Annotated in this window: 14 protein-coding genes; 1 reads left to right on the forward strand and 13 read right to left on the reverse strand. The window is 52.1% G+C overall.

Going from position 1 to position 16593, the window contains the following annotated elements; translation table 11 throughout:
- The first annotated feature begins 75 nt into the window (after positions 1–75).
- On the forward strand, positions 76–2655 hold the full coding sequence (locus tag CJO09_RS05875) for an EAL domain-containing protein (RefSeq protein WP_119441540.1): 2580 nt from the start codon (positions 76–78) through the stop codon (positions 2653–2655).
- Here the strand turns inward: CJO09_RS05875 and CJO09_RS05880 are convergent.
- The 13 genes from CJO09_RS05880 to CJO09_RS05940 all read right to left on the reverse strand — a co-directional run bounded on the left by CJO09_RS05880 (position 2642) and on the right by CJO09_RS05940 (position 16591).
- Positions 2642–4204, reverse strand: a complete 1563-nt coding sequence (locus tag CJO09_RS05880) for a TolC family protein (protein WP_119441541.1) — start codon at positions 4202–4204, stop codon at positions 2642–2644. The genes CJO09_RS05875 and CJO09_RS05880 overlap by 14 nt on opposite strands.
- Positions 4201–6012, reverse strand: a complete 1812-nt coding sequence (locus CJO09_RS05885; RefSeq protein ID WP_119441542.1) for an FUSC family protein — start codon at positions 6010–6012, stop codon at positions 4201–4203. Before CJO09_RS05885 ends, CJO09_RS05880 begins: the two co-directional genes overlap by 4 nt.
- A 5-nt stretch (positions 6013–6017) precedes the next feature.
- A complete protein-coding gene (gene mdtN, locus CJO09_RS05890) occupies positions 6018–7064 on the reverse strand; it encodes a multidrug transporter subunit MdtN (RefSeq protein ID WP_119441543.1) in 1047 nt (348 codons plus the stop codon).
- 5 nt (positions 7065–7069) lie between these two features.
- Positions 7070–7357: a YtcA family lipoprotein gene (locus tag CJO09_RS15765; protein ID WP_174233132.1), complete on the reverse strand. Its 288-nt coding sequence runs from the start codon at positions 7355–7357 to the stop codon at positions 7070–7072.
- 14 nt (positions 7358–7371) lie between these two features.
- On the reverse strand, positions 7372–8904 hold the full coding sequence (locus tag CJO09_RS05900) for a metal-dependent hydrolase family protein (protein ID WP_245961243.1): 1533 nt from the start codon (positions 8902–8904) through the stop codon (positions 7372–7374).
- A gap of 83 nt (positions 8905–8987) precedes the next feature.
- Positions 8988–9950: an aldo/keto reductase gene (locus CJO09_RS05905; RefSeq protein ID WP_245961244.1), complete on the reverse strand. Its 963-nt coding sequence runs from the start codon at positions 9948–9950 to the stop codon at positions 8988–8990.
- Positions 9934–11295, reverse strand: coding sequence for an NTP/NDP exchange transporter (locus CJO09_RS05910; protein WP_245961245.1), 1362 nt, complete (start codon positions 11293–11295; stop codon positions 9934–9936). The genes CJO09_RS05905 and CJO09_RS05910 overlap by 17 nt, the downstream gene beginning before the upstream one ends.
- 100 nt (positions 11296–11395) lie before the next feature.
- Entirely contained in the window at positions 11396–12175 is a 780-nt protein-coding gene (gene pcaD / locus CJO09_RS05915) for a 3-oxoadipate enol-lactonase (RefSeq protein WP_119441544.1), read from the reverse strand.
- A gap of 33 nt (positions 12176–12208) precedes the next feature.
- Positions 12209–13240, reverse strand: a complete 1032-nt coding sequence (locus CJO09_RS05920; RefSeq protein WP_119441545.1) for an aromatic ring-hydroxylating oxygenase subunit alpha — start codon at positions 13238–13240, stop codon at positions 12209–12211.
- 24 nt (positions 13241–13264) lie between these two features.
- Entirely contained in the window at positions 13265–14011 is a 747-nt protein-coding gene (locus CJO09_RS05925; protein WP_119441546.1) for an ABC transporter ATP-binding protein, read from the reverse strand.
- The gene (locus tag CJO09_RS05930) at positions 14008–14754 is read right to left on the reverse strand and encodes an ABC transporter ATP-binding protein (protein WP_119441547.1); all 747 of its coding nucleotides are present in this window, start codon (positions 14752–14754) and stop codon (positions 14008–14010) included. The genes CJO09_RS05925 and CJO09_RS05930 overlap by 4 nt, the downstream gene beginning before the upstream one ends.
- On the reverse strand, positions 14751–15722 hold the full coding sequence (locus tag CJO09_RS05935) for a branched-chain amino acid ABC transporter permease (protein WP_218961034.1): 972 nt from the start codon (positions 15720–15722) through the stop codon (positions 14751–14753). Before CJO09_RS05935 ends, CJO09_RS05930 begins: the two co-directional genes overlap by 4 nt.
- Positions 15723–15727: 5 nt before the next feature.
- The gene (locus CJO09_RS05940; protein ID WP_119441549.1) at positions 15728–16591 is read right to left on the reverse strand and encodes a branched-chain amino acid ABC transporter permease; all 864 of its coding nucleotides are present in this window, start codon (positions 16589–16591) and stop codon (positions 15728–15730) included.
- Positions 16592–16593 lie beyond the last annotated feature (2 nt).

Genomic DNA, 16593 nt, shown 5'->3' on the forward strand with positions numbered 1-16593 from the left:
GGATCAGTGTCAAAATCAAACACGGGGATAACCACATGTTAACGGAAAGCGCTCCCTTTCTACAGCAAGGATTCCATGGCCGTTAAACCGCCTGTTCATGTCAGCCGCATTTCCAAATGGGTGTGTGGTTTTAGCTTGGCGCTCCTGCTTCCATTAACAAGCACGCAAGCGCAATCAGTACGCGTGGGCGTCTACCACAACCCACCCAAAATATTTATCTCTCCCGACGGACGCATTACCGGCATTTTCGGCGATCTCATTAACGCCATTGCCGACAAGCAAGGTTGGGATATTGAAGTGGTTCCCTGTAGTTGGGAGGCGTGTCTGCAATTAACCCAGCAAGGCAAAATTGACCTGATGCCCGACGTGGCACTTTCAGAGTTGCGCGACACTCAGCTTGATTTTCACCAGACTCCGGCTTTGTACAGCTGGTCTCAGGTGTACCAGAATCCAACCCAAAACATACAATCTTTGCGTGACTTCGAAGGCAAGCGTATTGTGGTGCTTGCGCAATCCATTCAACAGTCGTATCTTGAATCGGCGCTTGCGGGGTTCGGGGTGAACGCAAAAATCATACTTGTTGATCGCTACGAAGAAGGGTTCAAGCTTGTAGAACAAGGGCAAGCCGATGCCGTGGTGTCGAACCACCATTTCGGCAACTACACCGCCAACACGTTTAACGTTGACGAAACGCCCATTATTTTTCTTCCAAGCGCGCTTTACTTCACAACGGCAGAAGGTCAGAATCCCGCTTTGCTGGCAACAGTCGACCAGCAACTTCAAGCCTGGCAGGCGGACACGCAATCGTTCTATTACGACACGTTGAAAAAATGGGGTGGCGAGCCGATCATTTCAGAAGTGCCGCGATATGTCTGGTGGACACTTGCTGCAAGCCTGGTACTGCTTGGATTAACGTTATTTGCCGCGTCACGACTTCGCCGGGAAGTGAAGCAACGTAAGCGGCGTTTGGCCGAAAGCGAGTCACTACGCAACACCATCCTGGATGCCGTCGACGCCTGCATCTACATCAAAGACCTGCAATTTCGTTATTTATATGTAAACCAGGCGGCCTCAAAACTATTCAATCGTCCCGCCGCCGATATCGTCGGCAAGAAAGACGAAGACCTTTTCGACCGGGAAACGGTAAAACATCTTAACGAGATTGACCACCAGGTAATTGAAAAAGGTGAGCGCTTTGCCGGAGAAGAGGTCGACACAACGCGCAACAACAACCTGACCACTTATTTTTATTCGGTCAAGATCCCGTTGCGCGACGCCGGAAACAGAATCGTCGGGCTATGCGGAATATCAACCGACATTTCCGAGCAGCGCCATTTTCGTGACACCATTGAAAAGCTTTCCAAATATGACGCCTTAACCGCATTACCCAACCGCAGCCATTTCTTCGAACAGCTTGAGAAACGCTTGCAAAACAACGCAATGCGTTTGATGAATGCCGCGCTTATCATTATTAATATTGATGACTTTCGTTCGCTGAACGACACGCAGGGTCATCGGGTTGGGGATTTACTGCTGATCGCTGTGACCAACACCATTACCAGTTTATGTCGGCCCAATGATCTTGCCGGGCGCCTTGTAGGCGACTCCTTCGTTATTTATGTCGACGAACTACCCACTTTATACGCTCAGGCAAATAGCCATGTGCTTGACTTTGCCGACACTGTGCGCAAACAACTTAGCCGGCCTTTTATGCTCGAGCAGCTCGAATTCCAGGGAAGTGTCTGTATCGGCGCCACCATATTCAACGCCCACACCACCCGTGCGGAAGAGGCATTGAAACAAGCCGAACTGGCGCTATACCAGGCAAAATCTGTGGGGCGCGGCACCATTCGCGTTTTTGAACCTGAAATGGAGGCCCTTGCCACTGCGCGCTCGGAAATGGAACGCGGCCTGCGTCAGGCTATTGAACGAAACGAGTTCGTTCTTTACTACCAGCCCCAAATAGACCGTACCGACGGCATTGTCGGCGTTGAAGCACTGGTGCGGTGGCAGCACCCGCAACAAGGTTTAACATCTCCAGCCAGTTTTATTCCGCTGGCCGAACTCACCGGGCTGATTGTGCCGCTTGGGAAAAAAGTGTTGCACATGGCATGTCGCCAATTGGCGCTTTGGCAAGTGTGCCCTGCGACACAACACTTAACCATTGCGGTAAATGTCAGTGCGAAAGAATTCTTCGACGACGGATTCGTTGATTATGTATCACATACCTTGAACGAAACCGGCGCCCCCCCGGAAAAACTGGAACTGGAACTGACCGAAAGCCAACTCATGCAAGACGTTGATGCGGCCATTAAAAAAATGCAGGCCTTGAAACAAAAAGGCATACGACTGGCACTGGACGACTTCGGCACCGGCTATTCCTCGTTAAGCCAAATTCAACAACTGCCGGTCGACCAATTAAAAATTGACGCTGTTTTTGTACGTGACCTGGTTTTCAATCGCAACGACATAGCCATTGTTCAAACCATTATTAACCTGGGCAAGGCGTTAAATCTGGATGTTATCGCCGAAGGCGTTGAAACCCAGGCGCAGCGAGACGTACTGGCCCAGCTGGGCTGCCATAAATACCAAGGCTTCTTCTACGGCAAACCTGAGCCCGCACAAACCCTCACAGAAAACCTTATGGTGACCTAAGCCAAGACGACCGCGGTGTTGTCATGCGCCCCATCACAAATGCCAGATTCGCGGCCGCCGCCATTGCCGCATTATAGGCATCCGCTCGCGCCTGGCGTGCTTCCAGCAAATCGGTCGTTGCCTCGGTCACCGTAGTCAATGTTCCCACACCACTGCGATACGCATCAAACGACGCGTCGTAAGTGGTTTGCGCAGTGGACACCAGTTCCGTTGCAGCCTCAAAGCTTTGCAATGCGGATCGCAACACCGTTTCCGCAGCAACCATTTCCCGCAAAGCATCACGACGCTGTGTTCGCAACGCTTGCTGTGCCTCGTCCACCTCAATTTCGGCGTCGCGCAAACGAGCCTGTCGCAAACCGCCATCGAAAATCGGCATTGTGACACCCAGCAAAACCCCGCTTGACGTGGCTGTTTGACTTAATCCAGGCAAACCCCGCACATCGAAACTGATGCGGCTGTTGGCGGCAACCGCGCCTAAATACACCTTGGGCAAGAATTCGGCCTCGGCCGCTTTCACATTCGCTTTAGCCGCCTTTACCGCCGCATAGGCCGCCACTAAATCAGGGCGTTGCGCCAACGCCTGTTGCATACGCTCCGAAGTGATCGGGTCGGTTGCAACGGGCAACGCGCGTGTTTGAACCGGCGCAATATTAAGTTGGGTTGTCGGCGGCACGCCCAACGCGCTCATCAGTCCCAGATACGCATTACGCTCCAAACCCTCGTTATCGACCAAATTCAGTTTGGCTTGCGCCACCGCCTGTCGAACCAAAGAGAGCTCAATGGATGTCGCCACACCAGCGTCCAGCTTGTCACGTACAGCACGCTCAACTTTACGTTGATTAGCCAGCGCTTCACGCGCGAGTTTTGTCCGCATGCGCGCCGTGTTGTATTGGTAAAACTGATCGGTAACGTCGCGAATCACCTTTTGATGCGCTGCATTGAACAACACATTCGCTGCGAACGATAGTTGGGACGCCCCTTCCAGCAACGCTTCACGCTGGCCAAAATCGAATAATAGCCAGCCTAAAGCCACTGCCGGTACAGTTCCACTGATATCGGTATCGAGGTTTCGATAGCCACCTACCTGCAAGGGCAAGGGCTGGCTGGTACGCTGATAGCCGCCAATGACATTGGCCGACAACATGGGTAAGAACGTGGCTTCCACCATGCCGGTGGCTAAGGCCGCCTGCCGCGCCCGATTCCAAGCCTGACGGGTTTGGGGATTCTCACGCTGGGCGATATCAATGAGCTCGGGTAATTGTAAAGGTCTCGACGTATCAAGATCCGGGCCGGAATCCACTTGCGCCAAAGCCGGCACCGAAGGAATTGAAAAACCGGAAAGGTCAGGAGGGCTAATATCCAAACCCGCCGACGCCTGGCTTTCAGTTGGCCGCCAAGGCTCGTGAGCCGACGCGGGCGCACGATTAATTGCATTGCTTGCACACGACGACAAGGCAACACATGCCAGAAGGGATAGCGTCTGACGACCCACGCGCGCAGCACTGACCGTAGCCCGACTGCTGAAAAAACAGGTTGGAGAATAGTTCATGCCGGTTGCACACTTAGCTGATGACGCATGTCAGTTAACTGACGCTCCCATTGCGCGACGGTACCACGACTTTCTTGCGCTAATGCCATTCGCACACAAAATCCTTCGCTTTGTTTCAGCGTTTTCTTAAGCAGGTCCAATTCTTCACGCGGGGGGCGTAACGAACGGGGTTCGAAATGCACACGCGATAGCTGCTCGCGAACGGCGTCCAGAGCAGCCAGATTCTGCGCCGTTTGATTAGGACTGCATAACGGACCGGGGTGAGACTGCCCGCTATAGCAGGACAAACGCTTTAAAACCGCGCTTAGCCTGGCGCGAGCGGCTTGTGCGGCACTGATGGGCCATATCCGCGTGAATACAAGATAAAGAATCAGGTTCCCCAGCAAAATGCCCATTATGCGATCCAGCGCAACGGACATTTGCACATCGGGCCCAAACCCCTGAAGCACCGTCAACAAGAATGCCAGACCAATTTGCACACCGGCGTAAGCACTGCGCTCGGAACCGCTGGAGACCCAACCCGCGCAGAATATTCCAGCAAACACCAATAACATAAGCTGCCCGATCGACGTCATCAGCGGAATCAAAAACAGAATGGAAAGCACACCCATGGCCGCCCCTACCAGGCAACCCAATATACGCAACGTTAATTTATGAACGGTTTCCCCAGTGGACCCCAGCGCTGCCACATAACAGGTAATCATGGCCGTGTGAATGTCTTGCCAATCCATCGCCGTATACGCAGTGTAGGCAATCACGGCGGCCAATGTGGTTTTAAGCGCAAACCGCTGATAAACCGGATTAGTCAGTGCATCCGGATAAAAGAAACCCGAATGGGGAGCGGACCCGCCTTCGGGTACGGGTGTGTATAACAAGGCCATGGCGTTCGTGAAAGGCTGCAACCTAACCGAAACATTTTCCGCCTGCTGCGGCAGCGCTGGATACTGGCCGGCCTGGAAAGCCTGCGCCAGCCGACGGCACTGAGCCGCCGACTCTGTAGCATAACTGTCGGAACCGCCGCGCTGCGCCACGTGCGTTTTGTCGTCGGCTGTTCCCAATGAGTCGAATTGACTGGCATGAATCAAAAGCTCATAACTTCGCGTGACGGCTGCTTTCAGCTGGGCTTGCTGCACTTTAGGAATGAGGTGAAACAAAGCAACATACTTCATATAACTGTCGGCTTCGGTATTACCCTTTCGTAAAAGGGTCCAGACATCATCCGCCGATGCGTGCCCATGAAGAACGTCGGCCACCACGTTCAAACGCTCAGCGACCAAACGCTGCAATAAACGTGGTACCGAGCGCCCGAACGCCACATTGCACACAATAATCAAGCCCATGGGCACCGCCGCCATCAGCCACGCGTACAAAATACCGCGCGTAGCCACTTCACCAAATGGCGCGTTACCCAACAAGGTCATGATGAACGCCACGACCAACGCCAGAATACTGCCTGCCGGCCCCAACTGCGAGGCGGCCCCCAGAAACAAAAACAAAAATGAACTGACCGCGATAATAACCATGCGCCACAGCGGCACATCAATCGCCAGGTTGGTTAACAGCACCAAAACCGGCACCACAATTGAAACCAGTACGCTGATACCAATCGCCATGAGCGTGGATTCTGCGGGGTCGGGCTTCATGACAAACAGGATCAAATAGCAACCAATGGCCACCAGAGGAATGCCATAGGTCATGAACACCAGTGCCGCCAGCGAACAAATCAGGGCAATCCGCCAGGCCGTTTCGAACCTGCCTTCGAATGGCTTGAGCTCTTGAATGATTTCACGTTGGAACCAGGAAACCATAGGAATTAACACTCGCGATCAGTACGCACCACCACCGAAGCCGATGCCCCGACCCGCATCAAATCAGCCGGAGGATCCTGCAATAAAATACGGACGGGAAAGCGCTGCGCCACACGCACCCAATTCAGGGATTTCTGCACATAGGGCAAAGATCGCGGTAACGACACCAAATCTTCAGATGCCACACCCCAACCAATGCTAACGACCTTACCCTTGATTTCTCGCGTGGGATCCGACAAGGCATACGCCTGCGCGCATTGCCCCGCTTTCAAATGGGCAAGGTCGGTTTCCCGGAACAGCGCCGTGGCAAACCATTCGTTTGCATCAATCAGCGTAAATAATGCCTGATCGGGTGCCATGTGCTCACCGGTCATCACCTTCAAGCCTACCACCAAGCCATCATGGGGTGCGCGAACAACCGTATCGTTCAGCGCTTTACGAGCAAGCGCCAACGATGCTTGAGCCACTTCCACCGTTGCCTGCGTGGCTTCCAGTTCACCGATTAACTCACGGGCGGCGGTGGATTGGGATTGCGCCTGACTCAGACTGACTTGCGCATCGCGCAGTGCGGTTTTGGCGGCATCCAGATCCTGCTGGGTAACGTACCCCTTCTTGGCCAAAGGTGTTAAGCGCTCTACCGTTTTACGCGCCAGGTCTAAATTGGCCTGCGCGCGCCCGATTTGTTCGTCGGCAACGGAAGCATTTGCCGTTTCAGCCCGAATTTGCCGTTCACGTGTCGCAAGCGCTGCCTGGGCAGCCGCCAACTCGGCCTCGGCCTGTTGCACCCGCAGGCGGTACGCCTCGGGATCAAGGCGAAACAGCACGTCGCCTTTCGATACCCGACCTCCTTCAGCCACGTTCAACTCAGTAATCTTGCCGGGCACCGCCGCACTTATGTGAACCACATCTGCTTCCAACACGGCATCTTCAGACATCAGGTTGCGATCGAGATAACGCCAGTAAACCGTACCGGCAACCACAGCGGCCAGAATCACGACAACCGCCAACAGAACGGCAAGACGGCGGTTTGAAGAATGATTAGCGTCGGCCATTGGCATCACCGGGGAGAAAAAAGAAATGCAAACATCATTGTGAAGATCAGACCCAGGCAAACATAAACCAATAAACGCAGGGGCAGAACGTCGTCGATACCGACACGTATCAAGCCCCAGCGAACAAGCAGGGTTAACGGGATGCTAATGGCCGCGCCCACCAGCCATGAGGGAAAATAAGAGCCAAACAAAAGAAATGAAGGGGCACGCCCCTGGGAACAACCCGCCAGCATGAAGAACACCGGGAAGGTTAAAACGACTTTTTCCAACCTGATTGCTTTAAGCCAGGACATGGCACACCCTTTGCTTAAAGTTGATCTTTGTAAATACGACCATCTTTCATGATCAGCTTAAGGTTCTTGTCTGGGTCGCTGATGAAGTCAAGATTCTGAGTGGGATCACCGTCGGCGATCAGGATATCGGCCAGCCCGCCCGGCTCGATCACGCCCAGTTTGCCCTTGTACGGACTACGCTGCCCCGCCATGGCCAACAATTCGCCGTTCTGCGCCGTGGCCATTTTCAGCAAGCTCAGCGGATCGTAAAAACGGGTAAGCTTCGCCAATTGCCGACCTTGTGTTGACAGATTCTGCGGCGTAAACAGAATATCAGTACCCCAGGCGGTTTTAATTTTCATGTCGATCGCCATCTGGTACGCACGCACGGTCCCCTCGGCCACCTCGCGTTGCTTTTCCTTGCTGTTCGGATCCGCCTTTAGGTTGGCATCTTCATCGGCAAGAAAAGGTTGCAGGCTCCACCAAACGCCCTCATCGGCCATGAGTTTGGCCGCTGTTTCGTCGGCCAACTGCCCATGTTCAATAGATTGCACGCCCGCCTTCACGGCGCGTTGAATACCTTTGGAGGTATACACATGCACCATGACATACGTACCCCAGTCTTCCGCAGCCTGCACCCCCGCGCGCAACTCGGCTTCCGTGTATTGCGTGGTGTCGAGCGGATCGTAATGCGATGTCACGCCGCCGCCGGCCATAAGCTTCACCTGGCTGGCACCCAACATAAGTTGCTCACGCACACGGCGCAATACTTCGTCGGCGCCATCGGCAATCATGGCGGCCCCCATTTTTTCGGCATAACTGAGCGGACCGCCCGTTTGACGTGGTACCTCGTAACGCATGCGAAAGTCACCATGGCCGGAAGTTTGCGAAATCATCGCACCCGACGGAAAAATGCGTGGCCCAACAACAATGCCTTCATCAATGGCCCGCTTCAAAGCGAAGCTGGGGCCACCGGCATCGCGCACACTGGTAAAACCGCGTAATAACGTACGTTCCGCCTCACGCGCCGCAACCAGATAAACATAACCAATGTCCGCCGTCATGGCAGCCATTTCTGTAAGGCCACAAAACATGGAGTGCCAATGCACGTCGATTAATCCGGGCATGGCCAGGCGCCCACCACAATCGATCATTTGCGCGTTTTCAATTACCTCGCCTGCCCCGGGCAAAGCCGAAATACGATTCCCCTCGACGAGAATGTTAACCCCCTCTTGCACTGTTCCGCTAACCCCATCGAACAAACGCAGGTTAGTTAACAGCACCGGGCGATCCGGAGGAGCGGGTTGCTGCGCAATGGCTTTGCTGGTTTGAAAACCAATAAACGGCACCATAGCCGCCGCCGCGCCCCCCAAAAACATTCGGCGGGTCATGGATGCCATAACGCGATCGTGCAAGACTTGCGCCGCTACCCCCCCACACGTACAAACCGGTTGACGACGCCGGCCCAGATATGCCCCTTCATGCGACCCGATGAAACCATCCTCCGTATTAAAGGAAGGGTTAAACGCAGCCAAAGACGAAAACGACGGGACGGCGGCACAACGCATATAGCTCTCCAAGACCAATTCATTCACACAAGTGAGACATAACAACTACGCCTTCTTTCCACCACTTAATGTTCTATCTATTCTCACAAAGATTCAATTAACGCAACCATTTTGGTTCGCATTGCCGCATCAGGCAAGCGTCCCATGCCGCCGCGCATATTATCGGCCATGTTTGCAGGTTTGCTGGTTGCAGGTGTGATTGCCGTCACGTCGGGGTGGCTGGCCACATACTTAAGGAAAAACTGCGCCCAAGTCGCGGCGTCGAACTCTTTCGCCCACTCCGGCACAGCCTTGCCGCGCACCTTGCTCCACAAACGACTGCGGCCAAACGGCGCATAGACCAGAACACTGATTCCACGTTCCCGCGCCACCGGCAAAATCATCTCTTCAGCGTGACGTTCGTCGATGGCGTAATCTGTGCCAATGAAATCAAGCGTCTCGTCTTTCATCATTTGCACAAATGCCTCATATTGCGTTTGAAACGTCGTGGTTACGCCAATATAGCGAATGCGCCCGGCCTGCTTGTATTCGCGCAATATAGGTAATTGCGTGGGCAGGTCCCCCATATTGTGAATCTGCACCAGGTCAATCACTTCTTTACCCGCATATTGAAACGAGCGCTCCAATTGCTCGCGAGCCGCTTTTTCATCGGCCTTACCGCCACCATAGCCCGCCACATTCAGCTTCGTCGCCCAAAAAAGTTTTTGGGTGATATCCAGCTCTTTCGCCACTTGGCCGGCCACTTGTTCCGAGGCCCCGTAACTGGGCGCAGTATCGAACACCGTTCCGCCCAGCTCAACCATCGTCGACAACACGCCTTTAACCGCTGCAACATCTTCACTACCTGCAATACGCTGAAATGTTGCCGAACTGCCTAACCCCATAATGGGCAGCTTTTCCCCACTTGATGGGATCGCACGGTAAATAAGCTTTCCCATGGCATCATTTTCATGATGGGCTCCCAGCGCAACGCCACCCGCACCGGCTGTCGCCAACCCACCCAACATGCAGGCCCCGTATTTCAATACATCACGTCGCGTCGTCATGACTTTCTCCTTTACGTTTGCGTTGCATCCAGCCCAGCCAGACACCCAGCATGGCCCACAACACAGCCAGCGGCAGCGCAAATGCCGCCAAGCCGGCAAGCCCCATTCCCAGCCGTCCCAGCAAGCCTTCCGTTTGCGCACCAACGGCATCGCCGCCCCGATACACAAACGTATCAATAAATGCTTTCGATTTGTAGCGCTGTGCGCGGGGCACAACCGTAAAAAGCGTTTCACGCGCAGGGCGCATAATGCCACGCTGCACTGCACGAAACGCCGCCTCGAGCACAATAAGCGCGGTTAACGTTCCGGTGACGGCCAAACCCACAAAGCCCAACGCCACTGTAACGGGCAACAGCACCAGGGCAACTGCCACGCCCAGACGCCGCATAATATGACCCGTTATCAATGCCTGCAGAACTAATGTGGTGGCTTGCGTTATGAAATCGATACGCGCGAATATCACCGTCCGGCCATCGGTATCGTCGACCAGGGCCGACACCATTTGCAAACGGGTAAAGTAAAGCAAAGTCGCCATAATGGCCACCAACAAAACGTAACCGGCAATCCCCAGCAAATAGGGCGACTGCACAGTGGTTTTGAAGCCGTCCCAGGCCTTGCCGCCAATCAGGCGTTCTTCAAGCGGATCGGGATAAACCTCGTTTATGACACGCCCGCCCTGCATGTGTGGATCGGTCGGTTGCGGTGATGATGGGTCAGTACCGAATACCCTGTCAGCTCGCGGCTTTACCAAAGCACCCAACACGTGCGCTGCCACAACCGCAGCCACAAGAAAACCGGAAGCAACCGGCAGCAATGCCGCAGTCCCAACATGGGGAACCAAGGCCCCCGCAAGCCACGGCCCGAACAACGCCCCCAACGTTCCCCCAACCGCAACAGCGCCAAAGAGCCGCTCGCTTTGATCCGGCGTAAAACTGTCGACCATAAACGCCCAGAACAGCATGGTGGCAAACAAATTAAATACACTGAACCAAACATAAAAAACCATGCCCGACGTTTGCCCCACCGCCGTAGGGGTGAATACCAGTAACGCGTAAAAAACCAGTAACCCGGCTGCGAAGAATAAGTAGGTGATGCTGACGAACACACGGCGCCGAAAGCGACTCACCAGAACGCCGAACAGGGGGTTAACCAGAAGTGTTAACAACAAGGTGCCCAGGAAAAGCCAGCGCACCGTTTCAATACCCCGCTGCAAACCGAGCGCCTCGCGGGCCGGTCGCACCACCATCAATGCAGCAAGTACGCAGAAAAAGAAAAGACCGGCCAGCATAACCGGCCAGACTTCTTTTCTTTTCATTTGCAGAAAGGTTTGCAAAAGCAGAATCACTAAAGCTCCAACGTACACCGGATAACATATCCGAAGAGCATAGTGAAATTACTTCATTTTGTCTTGAAACCTGCTTCAATGAACGTATCTAATCATGACGCTAACACCTCAAAAAATCATTCAATACGTTAGTGAAATCAGTTTCTGAATCCCAGTTCGATAGATGCCCACCCTCAAGCTCCATATATTCAGCATTCTTTATTTTCTGCGCCACAACCCTCGTCTTCTCAGGTGGTGTTGCAATATCCTCTCTTCCGCCCACAACCAATGTTGGCGACGTGATCGTACTTAATAAACTGCTTAAATCAGCATCTCGTAGCACTGCACAACAGCCGACATACCCCTCGACGGGAGTATCGCAAACTCCCTTCTGGAACATCCGATAAATATCAGGATGCGAACAGTCATAACCTTTTCTAAACCATCGCTCAACCTGACCAAAAGCGATATCGCTCATGCCATTTTCCCGAATATGCGCTATTCGTTTATTCCACATCTCAGCATTGCCTATATGAGAAACGCAATGACATAAAACTAATTTATTAACCCGTTCCGAATACTTCGAGGCCAACCACATGCCCGTCATTCCACCCAAGGATAAGCCACAGAAATGAGCAGAATCAATTTTTAACTTATCCAATAGGCCCAAAACATCCTGTCCAAGATCATCAATTGAGTAGGGGCCAAAAGGAACATCCGATTTCCCGTGCCCACGCGTATCGTAGCGAACGACACGAAATTCTTTGGAAAGCGCATCAAGTTGCGGATTCCACATCGCTTTTGTTGTCGCGATAGAATTAGACAAAATCAAAAATGGCGCACCCTCCGGACCAGAAATGTCATAAGCTAAGCGGACACCATTCGATTTGACATAAGGCATTTTTTCTCCAATTACATCTATGAGGGTTCACCCTCAAAGCGTTTCTTTTTTAATCAACCGATCAACGGTGCGACGCATGTGAATTCGTGCAGAATCAGAAACGACATCGACCAAAGGTCGATCACTCAACTCATCCAAGTTTGCCTGCTGGGCTTCAACAATCACCTTGTCTTCTTGAAAAGCTCTTGCTATCTCGTCGAACAACTGCTCAGTTGCAGAAGGATCATCCTGACGATAACCATTCGCTGTCGACCAAAAATAATGACAAGTGCTCTCCGTTTCAGGTGTTAAACCATGAAACAAACGCAGTGAAAATCCACCCTCACGAAGATTTTTGTCATATGCCCCGGTGTTAGCATTCGTGGCCCCGCTCCATTGAATAATATTGCCGGGCGCTATGTACTCAAACTCTTGCCACCGGTCAACACTCTCAGCCAACGTCGGTACAGCCTTCGAATAAGTTGGAGGAGGTTTTACTCCCAACATCCACCGCACATACCTCAAACCAAGATCTGTCCGGGTAGTTTCCATTTTTGCCGAATGCGTACTTTTCGTATCCCCACCGATGGACCCAACATGAACATAAGCTAAATGCGTCATGTCCATAAGATTATCAACCATCAGCATGTAGTTCGCCTTAATATGGTAAACCTCATGCTTGTGAGGCCAGTTTTTATAATCGTTGTGAAACGGATAGTCGATGATTAGAGACTCGTCAGCTTTACTGGCCTCCCCCATCCAAATCCAAATAAATTCATCCTTCTCAACCACCGAAAAATGCCGAATACGAGCTTTAGCGGGAATGTTTTGCTGGCCTGGGATATCCGCGCAATGTCCCTTGCCGTCGAAAACCAAACCGTGATAGCCACATTGCAAGCCGCTATCAACAACCTTTCCAAAACGAAGCGGCGCCCCTCTATGACAGCAACGATCCTCAACGGCCCAAATTTTATTCGACTTGTCACGAAAAAGCACAATCGGCTCATTGCAAATACGACGCGCAAATGGTTTTTGGCTCACTTCATGTTTCCAAGCGGCGATATACCAAGCATTTTGAATATACATTTACATCACTCCCATACAGTTTGCTTAAAGCCCGGCGCTCGCAGGCACCTTCTTTAATCCGATAGATAAATCGAGTATTTGACGTTGTTCATTTTTCAACGTAGCCGTAGAACCATAGTAAACAGCTTGCCCACGCTCTAGCACCAAAATCGTTGTGCTGAAATCCAAAACCAATTCCACATGTTGCTCAACAAGAACTATTCCGATCCCCCTTTTCCCGGTCAGGAAGCGAATAGCGGCCATCACCTCTTGAGCAACGACGGGGGCCAAGCCTTCCAGCGGCTCATCAAGCAAAAGGACAGAAGGCTGCCCCATCAATGCGCGAGCGATAGACAGCATCTGTTGCTCGCCGCCGGATAGCTCATTCCCCCAATTATTTTTACGTTCGTTCAATCGAGGGAACAGTTGATAAGCCTCAGCAAGCAATGACGCTTCGGAAGTGGAGGATTTTCTTCTAATGCCCGCCTTAAGGTTTTCTTCCACCGTCAAAGACGGAAAAATGTCGCGCGTTTGCGGAACATAACCCAAACCCATCGTCGCCCGCATGCTTGGTCGAGCTGAGGATACGTCCCTACCATTGAAATAGATCGTGCCTGAGCGCAGGCGCGTAAGGCCCATCGCTGTAGCCAGAGTGGTGGTTTTACCCGCACCATTACGACCAATAATCCCGAGTTTTTCTCCCGGGCAAACCGCAAAATCAATGTTTTCAATAACAGTTGTGTGACCATAACCTGCGCTCACGTTGTTAAGTTGAAACGCCACTTTCGTCATGCCGCCTCTCCTAAATAAAGCTTGTGAACGCGCTCATCCGCAGCCACAGCTTCCGGTGTGTCATCAAGTAACAAAGCCCCGGAAACCAGCACTAATATCCGGTGTGCAAATCGAAAGACCAAATCCATGTCATGCTCAATGAACAGAATCGCAATCTCCTCTGGCAACTCAGATATAGCTCTCATTACCACATCACTTTCACTTTGCGGTACGCCCGCGGCAGGCTCATCAAGTAATAAGACCCTGGGTTTCAGCGCTAAAGCCATAGCAATTTCCACTAACCTTTGTTCACCATAAGCCAAATTTCGTACGTGGCGCCGTGCAACGTCATTAAGTTGCATCATGTCCACTACATGCTGCAACTCAGAATCAAGATTGGCTAATTTTCTTAGAGGCGAAAAAAGCCGAAACGATTGTTTATGATGTTGAACAATAGCCATGCGAATGTTGTCTTCAACCGTTAGCTCATTGAAAAGCCGCGTGACCTGAAAAGTACGAACCAGTCCCGAATGAACCCTCGCAGCTTGAGCCATGTGAGTAATATCTTGCTGATGAAGATAAATGCGACCGGAGCTCGGAGACAAGCTGCCCGCGATCAAGTTCACCAATGTTGTTTTTCCAGCGCCGTTAGGACCAATCAAAGCCACCCTTGCGCCCTTTTCCAGACAAAAGCTAACATCATCAGTGACTTGCAATGCCCCAAAATTACGGCACAAATTTTCGATTTTCAGGGCCTCGGTCATGACTTCTCCTCAGCAATGCGACCATACCCAAAAATTTTCTGAAACATTCCGATGCCCGCTTGGGCAAGCCCCTGCGGGAACAAAAGCACGACCGCAACCAAAAGGCCCCCGATGACAAACATCCATTGAAAAGGATCGATTGCAGACGCAAAATGATGAACTACCATAAACAAAATGGTGCCAATGACCGCGCCCCACAAATGACCCATACCGCCTAATACCAGCATGACTAAGGCCTCTGCGGACCAGGTAAAACCTAAACTGCTCAGCCCCACGACCTGCGTTGTTTGTGCCATGAGGGCACCGGCGATTCCGGCAAACACCCCGCCCGCGACGTACATTACCAAAGCGTGCAGATACACATTACAGCCCAGTGCTGTCATACGTAACCGATCCTCACGAATCCCCACACAAGTCAGTCCAAAAGGAGAGCTAACCAATTTGCGCATTATCCAAAAACAAACAACAAGAGTTATAAGGCTATACACAAAACCTGTGCGCCCCATGAAATCAAACTCAAACACTCCAAAAATAGGCTCGACAACAATACCCGACAGACCGTCATCACCCCCGGTGACACTGCGCCATTTGTTCAGAACCTCAAGAAGAATCTGAGCAATAGCAATAGTCATCATCAAACACGTTAGGCCGTGCGTTCTTAACAGCAACGCACCCGTCACCAAGGCGACTAGACCTCCCACAACTCCACCTACCAGCAGCCCGGTTAAGGGTTCACCTGAGATGCTAATCGCGTATACACCTGCCGCATAAGCTCCTACACCGAAGAAAGCGGCATGCCCCAATGTCACGATCCCCCCGTAGCCCAACACGAGGTCTAGAGACAGCACAAAGAGAGCCGAAGTGATTATCCGGGTAAGGAAGCTTAAGTCATTGGGCATCAGCCACATGGCCGCCAGCCCCATTACCAACAAGCTGACTTCAGGGAAACCGACCATTTTATTTTTCATTATTGTCATCCACTTCTCCCGAACAACCCTTGCGGACGCCAGCTTAGAACCGCTAACATAGTTAGATAAAACACAATGGAAGCAACTTCAGGCATAAGATACTTCGCGGCTGTCTCGACCGTTCCCAATATAAGAGCTGCTAGAAATGAGCCAAACACACTGCCCATTCCCCCGACTGCAACAATAGCGAGAACCAGCACCAAATATTTCAAGGGGTAATAAGGCTCTATTGGAAGCAGCTCAGCACCTAGAATGCCACCCAATGCCGCCAAAGCCGCACCAAGCATGAATCCCAACTGATACACCTTTGATGTGTCAATGCCTACAGCTTCGGCAGCATCAGCCTTGTCAACGGAAGCCCGGATATTTATTCCAAAACGCGTACGAGTAAATAGCCACCATAACCCTGCCAAAACTGCAAAGCCGGCAATCACCACTGCAACTCGATGCGCAGGAACGACACGAAACCCAATATCAATCGACTGTTGCATGTACAACGGAAGCTGAATTGCAGTAAGCGCGTTGCCAAATAACGTACCGGTAGCCGCAATACCAATAAACACCAGGCCAATCGTTAACAGCACCTGCTGTAACTCGCTCCGGCCATAAATAAGCCGAAAGATGAATTTTTCCAAAGGCAAGGCCAATATCCCGACTGCCACAATGGCGAGCAATGCAGACAGCTCGACCGGCAACCCTAGCCAAGCCCCAATCGCGACAGTGAAAAACCCTCCCAGCATGGCAAAAACACCATGTGCTAGGTTCACCACTCGCATAAGCCCCATAGTGATAGACAAACCTACGGAAATGATGAAAAGAATCATTCCGTAGGCCAATCCATCAATCAAAATACTTGTAATCAATTCCACCC

The organism is Neopusillimonas maritima (assembly GCF_003576595.1).
In the GTDB taxonomy this organism is placed as follows: domain Bacteria; phylum Pseudomonadota; class Gammaproteobacteria; order Burkholderiales; family Burkholderiaceae_B; genus Neopusillimonas; species Neopusillimonas maritima.